The sequence below is a fragment of the Luteimonas abyssi genome (genome assembly GCF_001482195.1).
In the GTDB taxonomy this organism is placed as follows: Bacteria; Pseudomonadota; Gammaproteobacteria; order Xanthomonadales; family Xanthomonadaceae; genus Luteimonas; species Luteimonas abyssi.
In genome coordinates this window covers 730,278-747,937 of the sequence record NZ_KQ759763.1, presented here as the reverse complement: position 1 = coordinate 747,937, position 17,660 = coordinate 730,278, and the positions used below count along the sequence as shown (strand labels likewise).

18 protein-coding genes are annotated in these 17,660 nt (G+C 68.7%); 15 read left to right on the top strand and 3 right to left on the bottom strand.

The annotated features are described in order from the left end of the window. Positions 1–35 precede the first annotated feature (35 nt). Positions 36–338: a DNA-directed RNA polymerase subunit omega gene (rpoZ, locus tag RG19_RS03020; protein ID WP_058833973.1), complete on the bottom strand. Its 303-nt coding sequence runs from the start codon at positions 336–338 to the stop codon at positions 36–38. Between the two features lie 247 nt (positions 339–585). On the opposite strand from rpoZ, the gene RG19_RS03015 reads away from it, so the two are divergent. From RG19_RS03015 to RG19_RS02970, 10 genes are all read left to right on the top strand, one after another. Further along, positions 586–1,311: an HAD family hydrolase gene (locus tag RG19_RS03015; protein ID WP_058833972.1), complete on the top strand. Its 726-nt coding sequence runs from the start codon at positions 586–588 to the stop codon at positions 1,309–1,311. A 29-nt stretch (positions 1,312–1,340) separates the two neighbouring features. After that, entirely contained in the window at positions 1,341–2,297 is a 957-nt protein-coding gene (locus RG19_RS03010; protein WP_058833971.1) for a sugar-binding transcriptional regulator, read from the top strand. Between the two features lie 227 nt (positions 2,298–2,524). Continuing rightward, a complete protein-coding gene (locus RG19_RS03005; protein ID WP_082672437.1) occupies positions 2,525–3,853 on the top strand; it encodes an ABC transporter substrate-binding protein in 1,329 nt (442 codons plus the stop codon). A gap of 100 nt (positions 3,854–3,953) precedes the next feature. Next, on the top strand, positions 3,954–5,252 hold the full coding sequence (locus RG19_RS03000) for a carbohydrate porin (protein WP_058833970.1): 1,299 nt from the start codon (positions 3,954–3,956) through the stop codon (positions 5,250–5,252). A gap of 27 nt (positions 5,253–5,279) precedes the next feature. Then, positions 5,280–6,149: a carbohydrate ABC transporter permease gene (locus tag RG19_RS02995; protein WP_058833969.1), complete on the top strand. Its 870-nt coding sequence runs from the start codon at positions 5,280–5,282 to the stop codon at positions 6,147–6,149. A 4-nt stretch (positions 6,150–6,153) separates the two neighbouring features. Beyond that, on the top strand, positions 6,154–6,984 hold the full coding sequence (locus tag RG19_RS02990; RefSeq protein ID WP_058833968.1) for a carbohydrate ABC transporter permease: 831 nt from the start codon (positions 6,154–6,156) through the stop codon (positions 6,982–6,984). Positions 6,985–7,003: 19 nt separating this feature from the next. Beyond that, positions 7,004–8,026, top strand: coding sequence for an ABC transporter ATP-binding protein (locus RG19_RS02985; RefSeq protein ID WP_058833967.1), 1,023 nt, complete (start codon positions 7,004–7,006; stop codon positions 8,024–8,026). A 63-nt stretch (positions 8,027–8,089) separates the two neighbouring features. Next, entirely contained in the window at positions 8,090–8,863 is a 774-nt protein-coding gene (locus tag RG19_RS02980; RefSeq protein ID WP_058833966.1) for an SDR family NAD(P)-dependent oxidoreductase, read from the top strand. A gap of 4 nt (positions 8,864–8,867) precedes the next feature. After that, the gene (locus tag RG19_RS02975; RefSeq protein ID WP_058833965.1) at positions 8,868–10,523 is read left to right on the top strand and encodes an FGGY-family carbohydrate kinase; all 1,656 of its coding nucleotides are present in this window, start codon (positions 8,868–8,870) and stop codon (positions 10,521–10,523) included. Between the two features lie 7 nt (positions 10,524–10,530). Then, entirely contained in the window at positions 10,531–11,469 is a 939-nt protein-coding gene (locus tag RG19_RS02970; RefSeq protein ID WP_058833964.1) for a carbohydrate kinase family protein, read from the top strand. 134 nt (positions 11,470–11,603) lie between these two features. On the opposite strand, the gene gmk is transcribed toward RG19_RS02970, so the two are convergent. Together gmk and RG19_RS02960 are read right to left on the bottom strand one after the other, a co-directional pair. After that, positions 11,604–12,221 (bottom strand): guanylate kinase, encoded by a 618-nt coding sequence (gmk, locus tag RG19_RS02965; RefSeq protein ID WP_058833963.1) that lies wholly within the window; start codon positions 12,219–12,221, stop codon positions 11,604–11,606. A gap of 40 nt (positions 12,222–12,261) precedes the next feature. Beyond that, on the bottom strand, positions 12,262–13,122 hold the full coding sequence (locus RG19_RS02960) for a YicC/YloC family endoribonuclease (protein WP_058833962.1): 861 nt from the start codon (positions 13,120–13,122) through the stop codon (positions 12,262–12,264). 114 nt (positions 13,123–13,236) lie between these two features. Between RG19_RS02960 and rph the strand changes: the two genes are divergently transcribed. The 5 genes from rph to pepQ all read left to right on the top strand — a co-directional run bounded on the left by rph (position 13,237) and on the right by pepQ (position 17,640). Further along, the gene (gene rph, locus RG19_RS02955) at positions 13,237–13,968 is read left to right on the top strand and encodes a ribonuclease PH (protein ID WP_058833961.1); all 732 of its coding nucleotides are present in this window, start codon (positions 13,237–13,239) and stop codon (positions 13,966–13,968) included. Further along, entirely contained in the window at positions 13,965–14,354 is a 390-nt protein-coding gene (locus tag RG19_RS02950; RefSeq protein ID WP_058833960.1) for a VOC family protein, read from the top strand. The genes rph and RG19_RS02950 overlap by 4 nt, the downstream gene beginning before the upstream one ends. Next, on the top strand, positions 14,351–14,959 hold the full coding sequence (gene rdgB / locus RG19_RS02945) for an RdgB/HAM1 family non-canonical purine NTP pyrophosphatase (protein ID WP_058833959.1): 609 nt from the start codon (positions 14,351–14,353) through the stop codon (positions 14,957–14,959). The genes RG19_RS02950 and rdgB overlap by 4 nt, the downstream gene beginning before the upstream one ends. A gap of 74 nt (positions 14,960–15,033) precedes the next feature. Continuing rightward, entirely contained in the window at positions 15,034–16,221 is a 1,188-nt protein-coding gene (gene hemW / locus RG19_RS02940; RefSeq protein WP_058833958.1) for a radical SAM family heme chaperone HemW, read from the top strand. 87 nt (positions 16,222–16,308) lie between these two features. Further along, on the top strand, positions 16,309–17,640 hold the full coding sequence (gene pepQ, locus RG19_RS02935) for a Xaa-Pro dipeptidase (RefSeq protein WP_058833957.1): 1,332 nt from the start codon (positions 16,309–16,311) through the stop codon (positions 17,638–17,640). Positions 17,641–17,660 lie beyond the last annotated feature (20 nt).

The window sequence follows — 17,660 nt, the reverse complement described above, 5'->3', positions numbered from 1 at the left end:
TCCGGCAACGGGCGCGCGGCGCCCGCGATACCCGCTTACAGGTCGTCGCCCTTGGCGAGGTCCTCTTCCGCAACGACTTCGGCCGCGGCCCATTCCAGCGCCTCGCGCTCCTTGCGCTCGCGCTCGGCCTTGTCCACGGCCTCGATGTAATCGGTGTCGATGCGGCGCGCGGCGATCTCGCGCAGCGCCAGCACGGTCGGCTTGTCGTCGTGCTCGCTGTTGTCGAGCTGGGCATCCACACCGTTGGCGAGCTGACGGGCACGCTTGGCGGCCATCATGACGAGCTCGAAACGGTTGTCGACGACCTGCAGGCAGTCTTCCACGGTGATACGGGCCATAGGGGCTCCCGGCGACCTTGGAAGGCCGCGCGATGTCTGTAAGGGATCGGGCGCGAACTTTAGCGCCATCCACGGCGGGGACGCAAGTGCATCCCTTGTTTATCAAACAGTTACAGATTCCCGCATGCGTTGCTGCCGTCCAACACCGGCGCACCCGCGCGCAGGCCAGCCGGCGCGAAGGGATCGAGCGGGCGCGCGGGTAATTGCCATCGCTATGATCATTTGCCCGCATCGCTATACTGGGCGCATGGCCGACTCCAGCGAGTTTCAACCGCCGCCCGCCCTGCTCATCTTCGATTGCGACGGCGTGCTCGTGGACAGCGAGTCCATCTCCTGCGCACTGCTGTCGAACCGCCTCCGCGCACACGGTCTCGCAGTCGACGCCGGCTACGTCAAACGCCATTTCCTCGGCCGCAGCCTGCGTTCGGTCCGCGAGCACGCCGACGCGCTCGGCATGCCACTGCCGGCGGACTTCGAGGCCACGCTCAACCAGGCACTGCTGGCGCGCTTCGGGACCGAGCTGCGCCCGGTTCCGGGCGTCGACGGGCTGCTCGCACACCTGCGCCGGGCCGGCATCCCGGTCTGCGCCGCCTCCTCCAGCCACCTGGCGAGGGTCAAGCTGAGCCTGGACGTCACCGACCTCGCCCATTTCTTCGGCCCCCACGTCTACACCACGGAAATGGTCGCACGCGGCAAACCCGCGCCCGACATCTTCCTCTACGCGGCCGCGCAGATGGACACGGCCCCTGACCGCAGCCTCGTGATCGAAGACAGCGTCAGCGGCGTGCGGGCCGGTGTCGCGGCCGGCATGCGCGTCTGGGGGTTCGTCGGCGGCGACCATCACGGCGGCGACGATGCGGTCGCCTCGTCGTTGCGCGACGCCGGCGCGGCACGCGTGTTCGACCGCATGGATGCGATCGTGGCCGCCCTGGCCGGACCTGCATCGCCCGCATCCTCGCGCGCCTCGGGCTAGGATAGGGCGGGATTTTCGAACCGCGCGCCATGGCCACGCCCGACAACAACGACGCCTCACGCCTGGATACCGCCGCCCGCGCCGGATGGCTGTACTACATCGCCGGCAACACCCAGGACCAGATCGCGAGCAAGCTCAGCGTGTCGCGCGCGACCGCGCAGCGCCTGGTGTCGCTGTGCCTGAGCCAGCGCCTGATCACGTTCCGCCTGGAGCACCCCATCGCGGCCTGCATGGACCTCGCGGCCCAGCTGCAGGAACGCTTCGAGCTCCGCTATTGCGATGTCGTCCCCACCGACCCCGCCGATCCCACGCTCGTCGCGGGCGTGGCCGAACGCGCGGCCACCCTGCTCGAATCCACCCTGCGCGGCGAATCGCCGAGCATCGTCGGCATCGGCACCGGCCGCACCATGCGCGCGATGGTGGAGCGCATCCCGGCCATGCAGGCCGACAATCATCAACTCGTCTCGCTGGTCGGCAACATCTCGCCCGACGGGTCGGCCAGCCCGTTCGATGCGGTCGCGCGCCTCGCCCACATCACCGGCGCACAGCACTATCCCATGCCGCTGCCGGTCTATCTGTCGTCCCCGGAAGAATGCCGGTCGCTGCTCGAAATCGATGCTGTCTCGCGCGTGCGCACGCTGGCGGCCAAGGCGGATCTGCGGCTGGTCGGTGTCGGCCAACTGGACCAGAGCGCCCCGCTGTTCGTGGACGGTTTCATCAGCCGGTCCGAACTGCTCGAACTGCTCCGCCTCGGCGCGGCCGGGGAAGTGATCGGCTGGGCGCTGGATGCCGAGGGCCGGATCATCGACGGCGGCACCAATCGTCGCCTCACCAGCATCCCGCATGCGGTGCCCGCGGCCAGCCTGACCATCGGCACCGCGGTCGGCGCGTCCAAGGTCGGCCCGATCCGCGCCGCCCTGCGCGGTCGCATCATCAACGGACTGATCACCGACGAAGCGACCGCACGCGCGCTTCTCGATCGCTGATCCGTAGCGCGCCGAACCGCGCCGTCCACCGGCGCCGCCGCGCATCTCCCGTTGCGGGCCCTGTGTCGGGCGCCGCCCGCACGACATCCGTGCCCGGACCACTTCGAATCGTCCGCGAGCATCCGCATGTGACGGATGCGCATGTTGCAGTGCACATTTACACACGCCGCTCGATGTAAGCATATGCGCACTCAATGAGCATTTGCTCACACAGCGTCGGAGCACCCATGAGCACACGCAGCAGCACGATCCTCGCCACGGTCCTGATGGGATCGCTCGCCGCGTGCGGCGGCTCGGGAGGATCGGGCGCCGGCGACAACACGCTGGTGATCGCCACGGTCAACAACAACGACATGATCCGCATGCAGCGGCTGACGTCGGACTTCACCGAGAAGAATCCCGACCTGCGCGTGGAGTGGGTCACCCTGGAAGAGAACGTACTGCGCCAGCGGGTGACGACCGACATCGCCACGCGCGGCGGCCAGTTCGACATCCTGACCATCGGTACCTACGAGGTGCCCATCTGGGCCGAACGCGGCTGGCTGACGCCGCTGGAATTCGATGCCGACTACGACGTCGACGATCTGTTGCCGCAGATCCGCCAGGCCGCCAGCCACGACGGCACCCTGTACGCGGCCCCCTTCTACGGCGAGGGCTCGATGCTGATGTATCGCACCGACCTGTTCGAGGCGGCCGGCCTGGAGATGCCCGAGCAACCGTCCTGGAACTTCGTGGCCGACGCCGCCCGCACCCTCACCGACGGCAACGGCACCTACGGCATCTGCCTGCGCGGCAAGGCCGGCTGGGGCGAGAACATGGCGTTGCTCACCGCGATGGCCAATTCCTTCGGTGGCCGCCTGTTCGACGAGAACTGGCAGCCGCAGTTCGACTCCCCGCAGTGGCGCGAGGCGATCCAGACCTATGTCGACCTGATGCGCGAGGCCGGCCCGCCCGGCGCCGCCGCCAACGGCTTCAACGAGAACCTGGCCCTGTTCAACGCCGGCCGCTGCGCAATGTGGATCGACGCGACCGTCGCCGCCTCGTTCATCACCGATCCCCGCGAATCGACGGTCGCCGATTCCGTCGGTTTCGCCGCCGCCCCCGACAACGGGCTCGGTCGCACCACCGGCTGGCTGTGGGCATGGAACCTGGCCATTCCGGCCAGTTCCACCAAGACCGAGCAGGCGCAGCGCTTCATCGCATGGGCCACCAGCAAGGGCTACACCGAGCTCGTCGCCAACGCGGAAGGCTGGTCCAACGCGCCTCCGGGCACCCGTATCTCGCTGTACGAAACCCCCGAGTATCTCGAGGCCGCTCCGTTCGCCGCGCCCACGCTGGCTGCGATCGAGAACGCCGATACCCGGAACCCGGCCGTCGACCCGGTGCCGTACGTGGGCGTGCAGTACGCCTCGATCCCCGAGTTCCAGTCGATCGGGACCACGGTGGGCCAGCAGTTCTCGGCGGCCGTGGCCGGTTCGACCAGCGTGGACGCGGCGCTCAGGAACGCCCAGTCCGCTGCCGAGCGCGAGATGTCGCGCGCCGGCTATCCCAAGTAACGCGGCCGAGCACCCGGGTGACACGTTTGCCCGGCCCTCCCCTCCCTCCGTGCGTATCCGGCCAAACCGGATCGGCCGCACCTATTCCCGGAACACCGTCATGAAGACCCTCACCCTCACCGTGGCCGGCCTGGCCTCAGCCCTCGCCTGCGCCGCCGTCCAGGCACAGCCCGCGCCGCAGTTCGACGGCAGCCAGTACATCACCGGCGACTGGAACGGCACCCGCGCCCGCCTGTTCGATCGCGGCATCGATCTGCGCCTGAACTACACCGGCGAGGTCGCCCACAACACCTCCGGCGGCGACAGCACCGAAACCGCCTACGCCGACCAGATCTACTTCGGCAGCACGCTCGACCTGGAGCGCCTGTGGGGCTGGCGCGGTGCCGAGTTCAATCTCGAAATCGTCAACCGCAACGGTGATCTGCTCAACAACGAAGCCAATATGCCGACCCTGCTGCAGGTGCAGGAAATCCACGGCCGCGGCTCGGTCACCCGCCTGACCCAGTTCTCGCTCACCCAGCACCTGTTCGACGAACGGCTGAGCATCACCGGCGGTCGGCTGTACGCCAACGGCGATTTCTTCGGATTCTCTTGCCGCTTCCAGAATCTCAGCTTCTGCGGCGGCCTGCCCGGCTACATCACCAACGGCTGGTTCACCGATCCGATCAGCCAGTACGGACTGGTGGTGACGGCGCGTCCGAACGACGCCTGGGCGTTCAAGGTCGGTGGTTACGAGGTCAACACCCAGAATCTCGCCTACGACCAGGGGCTGCGCCTGAGCACCCGTGGCGACAGCGAGGGCACGCTGATGCTGGCCGAGATCGAACACTCGCCGTTGTTCGGCGACGGTCTACGCGGCGATTACCGACTCGGTGGCTGGCGCAACAGCGCCGACTACGAGAACCTGGTCGATGTGGACGGCCTGCCCACCAGCCTGACCGACAATGCCGCGCCCGTGGAAGGCAGCGAACGCGGCTGGTACGTGCGTGGCAGCCAGCAGGTCTGGCGGAATGCATCCGGCAGCACGCTGGAGCTGTTCGCCAACCTGGTGCAGGCCAGCGAGGACACCAACCGCGTGGATCAGATGATCACCCTCGGCGCGTGGCTGGAAGCGCCGTTCGCCGGGCGTCCCGACGACCGGATCGGCTTCGCCGTGGGCCGCACCCACGTCAGCGACCGGCTGACCGATGCGCAGCGCCGTTTCAACGCCAGCCTGCCGGCGGGTTCGACCGATGCGGTCGATGTGCAGCGCGTCGAGTATCCGATGGAACTCAACTATCACGTCGCCCTGGCGCCCGGCCTGTCGATCATGCCCGGCGTGCAATACATCCGCCGCGCCAACGGCGTGGACGGACAGCGCGCCGTGGTGTTCGGCATGCGCCTGGCGATGAGCCTCTGATCCCACCGAGGAGTTCCCCCGCCTCTCATGGCCACTCAACAGACGCAACGCCTGGCACGCTTCCTGATCGCCCCATCGGTGATCCTGTTGCTGCTGTGGATGATCGTGCCGCTCGGCATGACGATCTGGTTCTCGACCCAGCACTACAACCTGCTCAACCCCGAGACCAGCTTCGCCGGGCTGGACAACTTCCGCTACTTCCTCGGCAGCCCCGCATTCCTGACCGCGTTGCGCAACACGCTGATCCTGGTGGGCTCGGTGCTGGGCCTGACCATGGTCTTCGGCGTGCTGATCGCGTTGCTCTTCGATCAGGTGTTCGTCGGGCGACGGGTCGCGCGCCTGATGGTCATCGCGCCGTTCTTCGTGATGCCCACCGTCAGCGCGCTGATCTGGATGAACCTGCTGATGCATCCGGTCTCCGGCTTGCTGGCCTGGTTCTGGGGGCTGTTCGGGGCGACGCCGATCGACTGGTTCACCCAGTATCCGATGCTGTCGATCATCATCATCGTGACCTGGCAGTGGCTGCCGTTCGCGGTACTGATCCTGCTCACCGCGCTGCAGTCGCTCGACGGCGAGCAGCAGGAGGCCGCGCTGATGGACGGCGCGGGGGCGTTCGACCGCTTCTTCCACCTCACCCTGCCCCACCTCGCCCGGCCGCTGGCGATCGTGATCCTGATCGAGACGATCTTCCTGCTGACCGTCTTCGTCGAGATCTACGTCACCACCAGCGGCGGTCCCGGGTTGCGCACCACCAACCTCGCCTACCTGATCTATTCGCAGGCCCTGCTGCAGTACGACGTGGGTGCGGCCTCGGCCGGCGGCATCATCGCCGTGATCCTGGCCAATATCGCCGCGCTGTTCCTGGTGCGCATCGTCGGCAAGAACCTGGAGACCTGACGACATGGCGTTGCGCGCTTCCCCGCTCCGTATCGCCGTGACCACCGTGTTCGCCTGGCTGGTCGCGCTGCTGCTGTTCTTCCCGATCCTGTGGATGTTCCTGACCAGCTTCAAGACCGAGATCGACGCGTTCTCCACGCCGCCGGCCTTTCTGTTCTTCGACTGGACACTGGAGAACTACGCGGCGGTGCAGGCGCGCAGCAACTACGTGGCCTTCGCCATGAACTCGGTGATCGTGGCCCTGGGCTCGACCGCCATCGCGCTGGTGATCGCGGTCCCGGCCGCGTGGGCGATGGCGTTCTCGCCCACCAAACGCACCCGCGGCATCCTGCTGTGGATGCTGTCGACGAAGATGCTGCCGCCGGTCGCGGTGCTGGTGCCGATCTATCTGATCTTCCGCGATAGCGGGCTGCTCGATACGCGCATCGGCCTGATCGGCGTGCTCTGCATGAGCAACCTGCCGATCCTGATCTGGCTGCTGTTCAATTACTTCAAGGACATCCCCAAGGACATCCTCGAAGCCGCGCGCATGGATGGAGCCACGATCGGCAAGGAGATCCTGTACGTGCTCGCGCCGATGGCCGTGCCGGGTATCGCCTCGGCGGTCCTGCTCAACGTGATCCTGGCCTGGAACGAGGCGTTCTGGTCGCTGAACCTCACCTCGTCCAAGGCCGCGCCGCTGACCGCGTTCATCGCTTCCTATTCGAGCCCCGAAGGCCTGTTCTGGGCCAAGTTGTCCGCCGCCTCGATGATGGCCATCGCGCCCATCGTGATCCTGGGCTGGTTCTGCCAGAAACAGCTCGTCCGCGGCCTGACCTTCGGCGCCGTCAAATAATTTCCGAGAAGAGACCCCCATGGGACGCATCACCCTGGAATCCGTCCGCAAGCAGTTCGACGACACCACGATCATCCACGGTGCCGACCTCGACATCGAGGACGGCAGCTTCGTGGTCTTCGTCGGCCCGTCGGGTTGCGGCAAGACCACCCTGCTCCGTCTGATCGCCGGCCTCGAGGACGTCACCGACGGCCGCATCCTGATCGACGGCGAGGACATCACCCGCCTGCCGCCCTCGCGGCGCGGGCTGTCGATGGTGTTCCAGTCCTATGCGCTGTATCCGCACATGACCGTGCGCGGCAACATCGCCTTCGGACTGAAGATGTCGCGCATGCCCAAGGACGAGATCGAGCGACGCGTACAGCACGCCGCGAAGATCCTCAACCTCACCCAGTATCTCGAGCGGCGCCCGGCCGCGCTGTCGGGCGGTCAACGCCAGCGGGTGGCGATCGGCCGCGCGATCGTGCGCGAGCCCAAGGGATTCCTGTTCGACGAACCCCTGTCCAACCTCGACGCGGCATTGCGCGTGCAGATGCGCCTGCAGATCACCACGCTGCAGAAGCAGCTCAAGACCACCGCGATCTACGTCACCCACGATCAGGTCGAGGCGATGACCATGGCCGACAAGATCGTCGTGCTGCAGGGCGGCCGGATCGAACAGGTCGGTTCGCCGCTCGACCTCTACGAACGTCCGGCCAACCTGTTCGTCGCCGGCTTCATCGGTTCGCCGCGGATGAACCTGGTCGAAGGCGCATCGGCACGCAGCCAGGGCGCGACCACGATCGGCATCCGTCCCGAGCACATCGACGTGCGCCCCGGTGCGCACGAGACCGCCGCCGACACGCTGGCCTGGCAGGGTCGCGTGATCCAGGCCGAGCACCTGGGCAGCGACACCTTCGTCTACGTCGACGTCCCCGACATCGGCACCATCAATGCCCGTTGCACCGGCCACCTCCGCATCGAGGTCGACGACACCGCGACCCTGATCCCGGACCCGTCCCATCTCCATCGCTTCGACGAGCAACAGCAGGCGATGCGCTGAAACGCCCCCCCTCCCCCTCTCCCCACGTCGGGCCTTCCCGGGCCCTGCAAATCGAGTAGCCCCATGTACCTAGACAAGTTCAAGCTCGACGGCCATGTCGCCGTCGTCACCGGCGGCGGCCGCGCCATCGGCCTGGCCATCGTGGAAGCCCTGGCGGAAGCCGGCGCCAAGGTCGTGATCGCCGATCACGACGAAGCGGTGGCCGCCGAAGGCATCGCCGCGTTGCGCGCCAAGGGACTGGATGCCGAAAGCGTGTTGATGGATGTGACCGACAGCGCGCGCGTGGACGCCGTCGTCGAGGAACTGGCCGCCCGGCACGGCAAGATCGACATCCTCGTCAACAACGCCGGCATCGCCCGCAGTCAGACGCCGGCCGAGACCGTCGCCGACGAGCATTGGCTCAACGTCATCGACGTCAATCTCAACGGCACGTTCTGGTGCTGCCGCGCCTTCGGGCGCCACATGCTGGCCAATGGCAGCGGCGCCATCGTCAACGTCGGTTCGATGTCCGGCTTCATCGTCAACAAGCCGCAGGCACAGGCGTACTACAACGCCTCCAAGGCCGCGGTTCACCACCTCACCAAATCGCTGGCCGCCGAATGGGGCGCCCGCGGCGTTCGCGTGAACGCGGTGGCACCGACCTACATCGCCACGCCGCTGAATGCCTTCGTCAAGGAGGATCCGGAAATGTACAAGGCCTGGATCGACGGCACGCCGATGGCCCGCCTGGGCGAAGTGGACGAGATCGCTTCGGTCGCGCTGTTCCTCGCATCGCCCGCAGCGAGCCTGATGACAGGTAGCATCGTGCTGGCCGATGGCGGCTATACCTGCTGGTAACCCTATGCAGTCGGAGCACGACAAGATCTACATCGGCGTCGATGTCGGCACGGGCAGCGCCCGTGCCGGCCTGTTCGACGCCAGCGGCCGGATGATCGCCGCCGCGCGGCATCCGATCCGGACCTGGCACCTGCCCGACGGCATCGTCGAACAATCGACCCAGGATATCTGGCAGGCCTGCGCACAGGCGATCGGCGCGGCCATGCGCGAAGGCGGCGTCGCCCCCGCGCGCGTGGCCGGCATCGGCTTCGACGCGACCTGTTCGCTGGTCGCCGTGGATGCCGACGGCGCACCGGTCACGGTCAGCCCGAGCGGCGACGATGCGCGCAATGTCATCGTGTGGATGGACCACCGTGCCATTCCCGAAGCCGCCGAGATCAATGCCACGGGCCATCCTGCGTTGCGCTATGTCGGCGGCCGGATTTCGCCGGAAATGGAGACGCCGAAACTGCTGTGGCTCAAGCGCCACCTGCCCGAGAGCTTCGCGCGCGCGCGGCACCTGTTCGACCTCGCCGACTGGCTGAGCTTCCGCGCCACCGGCAGCCAGGCGCGTTCGTTGTGCACGGTGACCTGCAAGTGGACCTACGCCCAGCACGAGGGCGGCTGGAATCGCGACTATTTCGAGCGCATCGGCCTGGCCGAACTGCTCGACGACGACGCCGCCCGCATCGGCCGCGATGTGGTCGCACCCGGTAGCACGCTGGGCGACGGACTGAGCGCCGACGCGGCCGCTGAACTGGGCCTCGTCGCCGGCATCGCCGTAGGAGCCTCGCTGATCGACGCGCACGCTGGCGCCATCGGCACGATCGCCAGCCCGGACGCCGACGGTGGCGCCGTCGCGCCGACCGCGCGCATGGCCTACATCATGGGCACATCGGCCTGCGTCATGGCCACCACCGACACGCCCTGCTTCACCCCCGGCGTCTGGGGACCGTACGACTCGGCCATGATCCCCGGCCTCTGGCTCAACGAAGGCGGCCAATCCGCCGCCGGCGTCGCGATCGACACGCTGGTGCGTTCGCATCCCGGCTTCGCCGAGGCGAGCGAGCGGGCCGCGGCGGCGGGCGTCGATGTGCTGACCTGGCTGGAACGCCGCGTCCTCGATCGCGTGTCCTCGCCGTCCCATGCCGCCCTGTTGGCGCGCGACCTGCACGTGCTCCCCGACTATCTGGGCAACCGCTCGCCGGAAGCCGACCCCGGCGCGCGCGCGATGATCGCCGGCCTGACCATCGACCATGGTCCCGAAGGCCTCGAGGCGCTGTACGTCGCCGGCATCTGCGGCCTCGGCTACGGACTGGCCGGGATCATCGACGCTCTGCGCGCGCAAGGCGTCCGCTTCGACAGCGTGATCATGAGCGGTGGCGCAAGCCAGAGCCGCCTGGTGCGCCAGCTGATCGCCGACGCCACCGGCGTGCAGGTCCAGCTCGCGGCCACGCCCGAGCCGGTCCTGCTCGGCAGCGCCATGCTCGGCGCGGTCGCGGCCGGCGGCTTCCCGGACCTGCCCGCCGCGATGGCCGCGATGAGCGGCCTCGGCGCCAGCACCCAGCCGACCCCGATCGAGATCACCCGCTTCCACGCGGCCAAGCGCGAGGCCTACACCGCGATGCAGGCGCTCGACCGTCAACTTCGCGACCGCATGTCCGCGGTCGCATCGACCTGAGTTCTCCATGTACGTCATCTGCGGCGAAGCGCTCTACGACGTCTACACCCGGCCCGCCGAAGGCGACGCGCTGCCGCTGCTCGCCCGTCCGGGCGGTTCGCCGTTCAACGTCGCGATCGGTCTGGCCCGTCTCGGCACCCGCGCAGGCCTGCTCGCCGGGCTGTCGCGCGATCCGATGGGCGAACACCTGCGCGCGATCCTGCAACGCGAAGGCGTGGCACCGGATTACCTCGTCGCGCGCGACGAACGCACGACGCTGGCCCTGGTCGCGTTGGATCCCGAGGGCGTGGCCCGGTACGCCTTCTACGGCGATGGGTGCGCCGACCGTTCTCTGGTCGAGGCGGACCTGCCACCCCTGCAACCCTGGGTGACCGGGCTGCACTTCGGCTCCTACACCCTGGTCGCGGAACCGACCGCCTCCACCTTGCTCGCACTCGCCCGACGCGAGCGCGGCGCACGGCTGATTTCGCTGGATCCCAACGTGCGACCGACCGTCGAACCCGACATGGACCGGTGGCGCGAACGCGTGGACGCGATGGCGGGCCTCGCCGACGTGATCAAGGTCAGCGACGAGGACCTCTCCCTGCTCCATCCCGACCGCACCCACGAGGCGATCGCCGCACACTGGCTGGCCCAGGGTGCCGGACTGGTCGTGGTGACTCTCGGCTCGGACGGCGCGGTCGGCTTCGGGCCGGGGGGCATCAGCGCACAGGTCCCGGCGCGCCCGGTCCGCAATGCCGATACGGTGGGTGCAGGCGACAGCTTCCAGGCGGCGCTGCTCAACCGGTTGCCGGATCGGGACACGCTGCGCACCATCGCCGCCAGCGCAGCGGAGATCGAAGCGCTGCTGCGCTACGCCGGCACCGCCGCCGCGATCACCTGCAGCCGTCCCGGTGCCGATCCGCCGACCCGTGCCGAACTCGATGCTGTGCTGGACGCCGCCTGACCCGCACCGTCAGCGCGATCGAACGCAACGTCCTCGCGACGCCGGCGCCACACGCCTCTCTCCAACGCCGACCGCGCGTACAGCCGTGCGCGAGGGCACATCGTCCGCCAGCGCATGCGCGCAGCACCACCAGGTCATGGCTCGGAGAGCAACGCCTCGATCAGCCGATGATGACGCTCGGCCTGCTGCCGCTGGCGCAGGCGACTGGCGGTGAACACCGAGCACATCTCCCCGACCGCGGTGTCGAAATCCTCGTTGACGATCACGTAGTCGAACTCGTGGACGTGCGACATCTCCTCGCGCGCGGCCGCGAGCCGCTGCGCCATGACCGCCTCGCTGTCCTGGCCGCGCTTGCGCATGCGCTGGTCGAGCGCAGCGCGCGACGGCGGCAGGATGAACACGCTCACCGCCTCGGGCACCTGCTCGCGCACCTGGCGCGCGCCCTGCCAGTCGATCTCCAGCAGTACATCGTGGCCCGCCGCGAGCTGCGGCTCCACCGATTGCCGCGCGGTGCCCTTCCAGTCGCCGTGCACTTCGGCGTACTCGAAGAACTCGCCGGCCCGGATCATCGCCTTGAATGCGTCGGCGGTGATGAAGTGGTAGTGCTCGGCATGCCGCTCGCCGGGACGCGGCGCGCGCGAAGTGAACGAAATCGACAACCGGATCGAAGGATCGCGCGCCAGACAGGCGTTCACCAGGCTGGATTTGCCGGCGCCCGACGGCGCGGCGACGATGAACAGCGTGCCGCGCATCGGTGCGTCCGGTGCCGGAGCCGAGGTGGCCTGAGAGGTGTCACTCAATGTTCTGTACCTGTTCGCGGATCTGGTCGATGAGCACCTTCAGCTCGACCGCGGCTTGCGACGTGCGCCGGTCGACCGACTTCGAGCCCAACGTGTTGGCTTCGCGGTTGAATTCCTGCAGCAGGAAATCCAGGCGCCGTCCGACCGGCTCGCGCTGGTCGAGCACGCGGCGGATCTCGTCGATATGACTGGCGAGGCGGTCGAGTTCCTCGTCGATGTCGAGCTTCTGCAGCGCCAGCACCAGCTCCTGCTCCAGACGCCCCGGATCGAGCGGCTGCGGCAGGTCCGCCAGGCGCGTCTCCAGCCGGGTGCGCTGCCCCTCTCGGATGACCGGCACCAGCGTGCGCACCTCGTCGGCGATGCGCACGATGCCGTCCACGCGCTCGGAAATCGCCGCCGAGAGCTTGTCGCCTTCGCGTTCGCGGGCGGCCACGAAGTCGTCCAGCACCGCATCGAGCAGCGCCAGTGCGGCCGCCTGCATCGCCTCGGGATCGACCGCCCGCGCCTGCAATACGCCCGGGACCTGCAGCAATTCCGCCAGGCCCGTATTCAGGCGCGGAAACCGCGCCTCCAGCGACGTCGCCAGCGTCGACAGTTGATCGAGCAGCCGTTCGTTGAGTTCGAGCGAACCGGTCGCCTCGCCGTTGCGCAGCCGCACGGTCAGATCGACCTTGCCACGCGACAGGCGGGCCGAGACACGCTCGCGCAGCAGCGGCTCCAGCGCGCGCAGTTCGTCGGGCAAACGGGTCCCGACCTCGAGGTAACGGTGGTTCACCGCTCTCACCTCGCAGGCGAGGGTGCCCCAGGGCGTGCTGCGTTCGCCGGAGGCGAAGGCGGTCATGCTACGGATCATGCGGGTCGGGCGGTGGCCGGCGGCCGTGCAGTATAGGCCCGGGGCCGGCGTCGGGCGCGCCTGCTAGACTGCCGCGCCCGACGCCGCGCCTGCGCGCGCCCCATCGAGCCCCGCATGACAGAGTCCGTTGCACGCCCCAGTGGCCGCCAGCCCGATCAACTGCGCGAGATCCGCATCGAACGCGGCTTCACCCGCCATGCCGAAGGCTCGGTGCTGGTCGCCTTCGGCCACACCCAGGTGCTGTGCACGGCCAGCGTCGAGAACCGCGTGCCGCCGTTCCTGCGCGGCAAGGGCGAGGGCTGGGTCACCGCGGAGTACGGCATGCTGCCCCGCGCCACCCATACCCGCAGCGACCGCGAGGCCGCACGCGGCAAGCAGGGCGGCCGGACCCTGGAGATCCAGCGCCTGATCGGCCGTTCGCTGCGTGCCTGCGTCGATCGCTCGGCACTCGGCGAGCGCACCATCACCCTCGACTGCGACGTATTGCAGGCCGACGGCGGCACCCGCACGGCCGCGATCACCGGCGCCTACGTCGCCCTGGTCGACGCGATCCGCGGCCTCCAGGCCAAACGCGAGATCACCCGCGACCCGGTGTTCGGCGCCATCGCGGCGGTCTCGGTCGGCGTCTATCGCGGCGCACCCGTCCTCGACCTGGACTACGCCGAGGACAGCGGCTGCGACACCGACATGAACGTGGTGATGAACGATGGCGGCGGCTTCATCGAACTGCAGGGCACCGCCGAGGGGCATGCCTTCCGCCGTGATGAGCTCGACGCCCTGCTCGGCCTGGCCGAACGCGGCATCGGCGAACTGCTGAACCACCAGCGCGAGGCGCTGGCGCGATGAGGCGCCGGCTGGCGCTGACCACCGTCGTGGTCGACGATTACGACCGTGCCATCGCCTGGTTCACCGACTGCCTGGGCCTGGTGCTGCTGGAAGACACGCGCCTGCCCGACGGCAAGCGCTGGGTCCGGATCGGCTCGCCCGGCGGCGGGTGCGGCCTGCTTCTGGCACAGGCCAATGGCGAGGCGCAGCAGGCCCGGATCGGCGACCAGACCGGCGGCCGCGTGGCCTTCTTCCTGGAAACCGACAATTTCCTGCGCGACCACTCCGTCATGACCTCGCGCGGCGTGCGTTTCCTCGAAGAACCGCGCACCGAGGCCTACGGCACCGTGGCCGTGTTCGAGGATCTGTACGGCAACCGCTGGGATCTGCTGGAGCCGGTGCGGTGAGACCGCTCGTCCTGGCCAGCGGCAATCGCGGCAAGCTGCGTGAACTGGAAGCCTTGCTCGGCGATGCGGGCTTCGCACTGTCGGTGCAGGGCGATCACGGCGTCGAGGACATCGAGGAAACCGGGCTGAGCTTCGTCGAGAACGCCTTGCTCAAGGCTCGCCACGCTGCGCGCGAGACCGGCCGGCCGGCCCTGGGCGACGACTCCGGCATCTGCGTCGACGCGCTCGACGGGGCCCCCGGACTGTACTCGGCGCGCTACGCCGGTCGCCATGGCGATGCAGCAGCCAACAACGCCAAGCTGCTCGACGCGCTGCGCGACGTCCCCGACGCGGCGCGCGGCGCGCGCTTCTACTGCGTGCTGGTGCTGGTCCGCCACGGCGACGACCCACAGCCGTTGATCGCCGAAGGCATCTGGGAGGGCCGCGTACTGCACGCCCCGCGCGGCGCGCACGGCTTCGGCTACGACCCCTTGTTTCTCGACCCCGCATCGGGACGGAGCGCGGCCGAACTCGACCCCGTCGTGAAAAACCGCGTCAGCCACCGGGGCCAGGCGCTGGCCGCGTTGCGCGCCCGCATCCTTCAGGCATTGCCTGCGGCCGGGTGAGCACGCGCTTGCCTGTCGGTGCCGCGCCCCCATCTCGGATACCGCAGCCGCCCTCCCGCCTCCTCCCGTCCCACATGCTCACCCCGCCGCCCCTCGCGCTCTACGTGCATCTGCCGTGGTGCGTGCGCAAATGTCCGTACTGCGACTTCAATTCGCACGAAGCCCGTGGCGGCACACCGCCGTTCGCCGCCTACGTGGATGCGTTGCTGGCCGATCTCGACCAGGACCTGCCGCTGGTGTGGGGCCGGCCGGTGCATTCGGTGTTCTTCGGCGGGGGCACGCCCAGCCTGTTTCCGGCGGCCGAGATCGACCGGTTCCTGCAGGGCGCCGCCGCACGCCTGCGCTTCGCGCCCGCGCTCGAGATCACGCTCGAAGCCAACCCCGGCACCACCGAGCACGGCCGCTTCGAGGACTACCGCGCCGCCGGAGTGAACCGGATCAGCTTCGGGATCCAGAGCTTCGACGATGGCTGCCTGCAGCGTCTCGGGCGCATTCACGACAGCGGCGAGGCCGAACGCGCGGTGAAACTCGCGCAGGACGCCGGCTTCGACAATCTCAACCTCGATCTGATGTACGCGCTGCCCGGCCAGGACCTGGCGATGGCCGAGACCGACGTCGCGCGTGCGGTCACACTCGCGCCGGCGCACATCTCGCATTACCAGCTCACCCTGGAACCCAATACCGTGTTCGCGGCCCGCCCGCCGGAACGGCTGCCGGACGACGATCTCGCCTGGGACATGCAGGAGCGCTGCCAGGACCTGCTCGCCGGCGCCGGCTACGGTCAGTACGAAGTGTCCGCTTACGCCCGTCCGGGCCGTCAGTGCGCGCACAACCTCAACTACTGGCGCTTCGGCGACTACCTCGGCATCGGCGCCGGCGCCCACGGCAAGATCACCCTCGGCCACGACCAGAGCATCCTGCGTCGCTGGAAGCAGCGTCATCCCACCCTCTGGCTGTCTGCCGCCGGCCAGCCCGCGGCGATCGGCGGCGACGAGCACATCCCGCCCGAGCGGCGTCCGTTCGAATACATGCTCAATGCGTTGCGCCTGCTGGAAGGCTTCCGCACCGCCGATTTCCAGGCCCGCACCGGCCTGACGGATGCGGCGATCGCACAGCCTTTGCAGACGGCGTTCCAGCGCGGCTGGCTGGAGGCCGTGGACGGTTACATCCGCCCCACCGCGCTGGGCATGCGCTTCGGCAACGACGTGATCTCGCTGTTCCTGGAGTCTTCCGACAACGGGCCCGGCGACGACGCCGACTGAAAGCGACGCCGCCAGCCGGCATCGGCAGGCCGGCGGCGAATGCGGGACAATGGCCGGACATCCGTGTCGAGAGCCCCATCGCCCGCAATGACCGCAGACCTCGCCCAACGCTACGCCGACCACCTCGCCATCCTCCAACGCCGCGCGGCCGCCGCCCTCGAGCGCGGCGGGTTCGATCACCTGGTCGTGCCCAGCGGCACGCAGCACTTTCAGGTGTTCGACGATCGCGACTACCCGTACGCGGTCAACCCGCAGTTCAAGGCCTGGGTGCCGCTGACCCGCAATCCGGGCAGTTGGCTGGTCCACACACCGGGCGAGCGCCCCAAGCTGCTGTATCTGCAGCCGTACGACTACTGGCATGTGGTACCCGAGGCGCCGTCGGGCGTCTGGGTCGAACACTTCGACATCGTGGTGATCCGCACCCCCGAGGAAGCCCTGTCGCACCTGCCCGCGAATCCGTCGCGCTGCGCGATCCTGGGCGAGCCGCAAAGCGCGCTGGGCGACTTCACGCCCAACAACCCGGAGCCGGTGCTGCAGTACCTCGATTACCACCGCGCCTACAAGAGCGCCTACGAGATCGAGATGATCGCCCAGGCCACGGTGCGCGGCGTGCGTGGACATCGCGCGGCCGAGCGCACGTTCCGCGCCGGCGCTTCGGAGTTCGGCATCCACCTGGCCTACTGCCAGGCCGCGGGGCAGGACGCCACCGAACTGCCTTACGGCAACATCGTGGCGCTCAACACCCATTGTGCGGTGCTGCACTACACCCAGCTCGACCGTCTGCCGCCGAAACCGCTGCGCAGCTTCCTGATCGATGCGGGCGCCAGCCACGCCGGCTACGCCTGCGACATCACCCGCACCTGGGCGCACGACCGCGACAGCGAGTTCCAGGCGCTGATCGACGCGGTGGAGCGTGTCCAACTGGACCTGTGCGATCGCTTCGTCGCCGGCGCCGACTACCGCCGTCTGCACCTGGACGCCCACCTGCTGCTGGCCGGCGTGCTGCGCGAGTTCGGCGTGTTGCGCATGAGCGCCGAATCCGCACTCGAGTCCGGTGTCAGCGCGAAGTTCTTCCCGCACGGCCTGGGCCACGGCATCGGCCTGCAGGTCCACGATGTCGGCGGCTTCGCCGCCTCCGATACCGGCGGCACGCTGGACAAGCCGGACGGCCATCCCTACCTGCGCCTGACCCGCACGCTGGAACCGGGCATGGTGGTGACCAACGAACCGGGCGTCTACTTCGCCGATCTGCTGATGCAGGAACTGCGCGACGGCCCGCACGCGGCGGACGTCGACTGGGATCGCGTGGATGCGTTCCGCCCCTACGGCGGCATCCGCATCGAGGACGAACTGGTCGTCGCCGAATCCGGCGTTCCGCGCAACCTGACCCGCGAGGAATTCGCGCGCACCGCGAGCTGAGCGACGCCATGCGCCGCGCG